Annotated in this window: 4 protein-coding genes; 3 read left to right on the top strand and 1 reads right to left on the bottom strand. The window is 46.3% G+C overall.

The genetic code is table 11. The annotated features are described in order from the left end of the window. Positions 1–47 precede the first annotated feature (47 nt). A complete protein-coding gene (locus tag RMO84_RS18560; RefSeq protein WP_310489920.1) occupies positions 48–1,454 on the top strand; it encodes a GTP-binding protein in 1,407 nt (468 codons plus the stop codon). Positions 1,455–1,561: 107 nt separating this feature from the next. After that, positions 1,562–2,014 carry an SRPBCC family protein gene (locus tag RMO84_RS18565; protein WP_310489921.1) on the top strand — a complete coding sequence of 151 codons (453 nt, stop codon included), beginning with the start codon at positions 1,562–1,564 and terminating at the stop codon, positions 2,012–2,014. A 72-nt stretch (positions 2,015–2,086) separates the two neighbouring features. Here the strand turns inward: RMO84_RS18565 and RMO84_RS18570 are convergent, their stop codons facing one another. Next, positions 2,087–3,373, bottom strand: coding sequence for a hypothetical protein (locus RMO84_RS18570; protein ID WP_310489922.1), 1,287 nt, complete (start codon positions 3,371–3,373; stop codon positions 2,087–2,089). A gap of 328 nt (positions 3,374–3,701) precedes the next feature. Here RMO84_RS18570 and RMO84_RS18575 point away from each other — a divergent pair, with 328 nt between their 5' ends. Then, a complete protein-coding gene (locus RMO84_RS18575) occupies positions 3,702–4,472 on the top strand; it encodes an alpha/beta hydrolase (protein WP_310489923.1) in 771 nt (256 codons plus the stop codon). Positions 4,473–4,668 lie beyond the last annotated feature (196 nt).

The following is a 4,668-nucleotide window of genomic DNA, read 5'->3' on the forward strand; positions in this document are numbered from 1 at the left end:
GAAGCAGGTAGTTAATAATTCGCTCGTTTGGAGTAGAGAGTTAAATAATGAGCCAATCATCAGAAGATCCAGAGAATTTAGCAGAAACGATCGCGGGCTTTAATACGATCCAGGCAGAACGGAATTATCAACAAGCTCAGGATACTTTGCGGCGAATTTTAGTCGAGTTGGATCTGAGCCAACGGGAAAGAGCGGGATTGGAGGCGGAGATTGCCGAACTGAGCGAGATGTCACTCAAACTCGATCGAGCGATGTTTCAAGTTGCGGCATTTGGAATGGTGGGACGGGGTAAATCGTCTTTATTAAATGCGTTGATCGGATCGGAAGTTTTTGAAGCGGGAGTTTTGCATGGCGTGACGAAAGAACGCCAGCAGGTAGTTTGGGAAATCGACAATTGGCAAGACGAATTCGATCTCGATAAAGATACCCCAGCGACGCTCCAAGAAGCGATCGAATTTATCGATACGCCAGGGATTGACGAAGTTGATGGACAAGAGCGACAACGGCTGGCTTATGAGATTGCACGGCAAGTAGATTTGATTTTATTTATCATTGCTGGCGATATCACCGAACTCGAACTCCAGACGCTTTCACAACTGAGAGCTGCTGGCAAACCGATTTTACTTGTATTTAATAAAGTCGATCGGTTTCCCGATCGCGATAAGCTGGCGATCTATGCCAAAATCCGCGACGAGCGCGTCCGCGAAATTCTCAGTCCCAACGAGATTATGCTGGTCGCAGCCGCGCCCCAGGTCGTACGCGCCGATCGACGCGAAGATGGTACGATGGGCGTCAGCTATCATCCTGGCGCGCCGCAAGTGGCTGCATTGAAGTGGCGAATCATCGAAATCCTGCAGCGCGAAGGTAAGTCGCTGGCGGCTCTCAATGCCATGCTAGCAGCCGATCGCATTCAGAAACAGTTGATCGATCGCAAGATGGATCGTCGCGATGAGGCTGCCAACGATATTATCTGGCAATTTGTGATGTCTAAAGCCATCGCGATCGCGATCAATCCCTTTACCGCAGTGGATATCATTGGCGGTGCGGCAATCGATGTGGGAATGATTATCCGGTTATCCCAATTTTACGGCATATCGATGACCCGATCGGGTGCGCTAAAACTCTTTCAGAGCATTGCGATGGGTATGGGTGGATTGACAATCAGCGAGGTGGCGGCAAAATTAGGATTGAGCGGTATTAAAGGCTTGCTGGCAATCTTCGCTCCCGCAACTGGCGGCATTAGTATCGCGCCCTACACTGCTGTAGCTCTGACACAAGCTAGTATTGCAGGAGTATCGACCTATGCCATCGGTCAAGTTACTAAAACCTATTTAGCCAATGGTGCATCTTGGGGTGATGGTAGCCCCAAATCTGTCATCGATCGAATTCTTGTTACCATTGATAAACACTCGATCGTCGATCGGATCGAGCAAGAATTAGGTACTAGGTTTTAGGCTGTAGGTTTTAGGCTGTAGGCTTTAGACTTTAGGTTTTAGATATTAGGACGATTGCGTCCGTTTTACATCCCGCTCCCAACCCCCAACTCCCAACTTCCTAATCAATGCCGATTTTTGAACAATCAATTCAGATTAAAGCAAGTGCAACAGCAGTAGATAAGTGTATTACTGACTTAGATTTGATGCAGCGATGGCTCAATCCAATCCTCAAGTGCGAACCGATTGGAGAATGGGCGACAAGTGTCGGTAGTAAAAGTAGATTTACGATCCAGATTCCGGCGATCGAACCGACATTAAAAAATGTGGTAATTGCCCGCGAACCGGGCTTGATCGTCTGGAAATTCGATGGATTTTTTAAAGGAATAGATCGGTGGGAATGTCAACCAAACGATCGCGGGACGCGATTAGTCAATCAGTTTGAATTTAATATTCCCAACCGGGCGATCGCCTGGGGATTCGATCGCTTTGCCGCTAAATGGACGAAAGCTGATATGGAAGCACAGTTAAGACGATTAAAACTAGTGGCAGAAGAAGTACATCAAAGTTCTGCCGATTGAATCTCTCATATTCACGAAAAGCAGGGGGTTAAAGATCTCATTCCCAATCGCAACGCGATCGACTATTAACTATCAACCATCCCCGATCGATTGCAAGAAATTAAGTGCCGAAGCATCGACTTTGCCAAAGTGGATCGCACCAGCAACATTCCAATTTTCGAGAGATTTTACCAGCCAAGGTACACCTTTGCACTGGGAAGATTCATAGTGATTGAATAGGATCGATAAGCGGCTTTCTAATAATGGCTTGACCTTTTGACAGATCAAGACAACTTTGAGCAGTAAGCCCGTGGTAAACACCGAGCCTAAATTGTTAATCATATCCATGAACACAAAATGCTGGGGATTGCTAGAACTTTCAATCACTAAATGATTGAAGACGTGGGTACAAATCCTGAGCAAACCAAGTTCGTCGAGACGTTGATAATCGCGATCGGGTGAGATACTATAAATGGTTTTGTATAAGCGATCGTTAAAGCTGCGCTTACCATAGCTGGGGTTAACACCAGAAACAATATAATCGAATAAATCGCCTTTAAATGTTTTGATAATCGGCTGCATCTGTAGCTGAGCGACAAATCCATGCGACAAATCTCGATAGGTAGCATTCCCTTCTGCTTTGCCCGCAAAATGACCGAATGCCATACCCAATTCTTTCGTCGATAGCAGAGTAGGATTGACGACCGGGGGTAAATTATCGGCAGCTTCTCGACCCAAGTGGGCTTTGATCCGCGATCGTCTAACTTGATAAGTGAGATAGTGCGATAAATTTGTTTCTTGTTCGCGGCGGAGCTGTTTTTGAACCCGTTTAATCGTTTCCACATTCTCAAAAGTACGTTCTTCGGAGACGAGGGAATGCTCGTACAAATAAGGATAGCGGGTAATTAATGTTCCTAATGGTCGCTCGGCAATCGTATTTTTGGTACTGCTTTCACCATTGAGTACGCAATTTAAACGTTTGAGCTTAGGGTAGTCATCACTTTGCAGATAACTATGCAGCAGTTGGCGCAACCGTCGCACGACGCGAGAATAAGTCATCCGCACATCGTGGAGATGTTCGAGCATTCCTACTAAAGTTGCTACTGGCACATTTCCCGTAGGCTGCATCTGCCAATAGTTGACCATAATATAACAACAACGGTTGATAACTAATGGAAAATTGTGTTCCGCAGTTCGATCGAAGGCTAATGATTCGATCGTGCTAAAAATCCGACTGTCCGAATAATTAACACCCTCGATAAATAATGTCCTAAATCTTTCTAATACTTGGGATGGTGTCTCCGTTCTCACAACATGGATAAAATGCTCGTAGATAATTTGCTCTACACCACTACCAACTTTTTTTCCAACCGCAAACATAATTAGCCTCCGTAGCTACTTCTAAATAGATAATTACTGACAGTCATTTTGCTGCCCAGAGGCTAATTCCACCAGATCGAGCAGCTCGATCGGTGAATAGTAATAAGCTGGGATCGTAAACATGAGATTAAAATCGGGGTAATAAATATGGGATGAAGATTCGGACTTATACCCTATATTAGCCAGCGATTTAGCTATCTACTGTGAGATCGATCGCTCCTATCGTACCCACATCTGGCTTGAAATCTGTCACCTTTTCCCAGATTCCGCTTTATCTGGGTACCGATCGATGCTAATTTAAGCTGATGAACAGGCAAAAGTGTGCGCAATGGCTCAAGTGGAATTAAATAGCATTCAACTCGGCAACAACGGTCATCCCCTGGTAATGCTCCACGGTTGGGGTCAAAATCTCCAATCCCTACAACCGATGGGCGAATTGCTAGCAACTCGATCGCAAGTACATATTATCGATCTACCAGGCTTTGGCAAATCGGCACCACCGCCTGAGGATTGGGACACCGCGCAATATGCCGATCGCATTCACCAGTATTTAGACGAACGCGGCATCGAACGCGCCGACTTAGTGGCGCATTCTGTCGGCGGGAGAATCTCCATCCGCCTCGCGCACAAATATCCAGAGCGGGTGCGATCGATGACGTTAATCAATGCCGCTGGCTTGAAGCGTCAGCGCACCTTCCAGCAATCTCTCCGCAGTCAATGGATCGCCACCATACGGAATACCTTCAAGATTTCGCCACTCTATCGCGACGAACTTCTCACCTGGCACAGTCAAACCTATGGCTCGCGCGACTACTTAAATGCTGGCGCACTCAAAGGCACCTTTATTAAAGTCGTTAACGAAGATCTCACCGAACTTGCCCAACAAATTTCTTTACCCGTCCTGCTGTTATGGGGCGAAGCCGATACCGAAACGCCAGTGGAAATGGGACATCGTTACCACAGCCTGTTCGCCAATTCGGAACTGATTACCATCCCCAACCGCGATCACTTTATGTTCCAGGCTGAAGGTGCTCACCTGTGCTCTTATTATGTAGATAAGTTTTTAGATCGGTTGCCTGTTAAAGAGTTGTCAAGATGATGACGATCCTGTTGCTCTCGCTCATTCCGATTGTGGCGATCGTTCTCATTGTCTCATTCAATTCTAGCGATCGATAAAATGTCAGAAATTGCTGACAAGTTTAACTAATTAACTTCCAACCGTAGGTGGGCAGTGCCCACCACATAAGTTTCAGGTAGATAACCGTGGGGTGGGCGGGTTTGAATGAAACTTCTAG

It is taken from the genome of Chamaesiphon sp. VAR_69_metabat_338 (genome assembly GCF_031423935.1).
GTDB lineage: Bacteria > Cyanobacteriota > Cyanobacteriia > Cyanobacteriales > Chamaesiphonaceae > Chamaesiphon.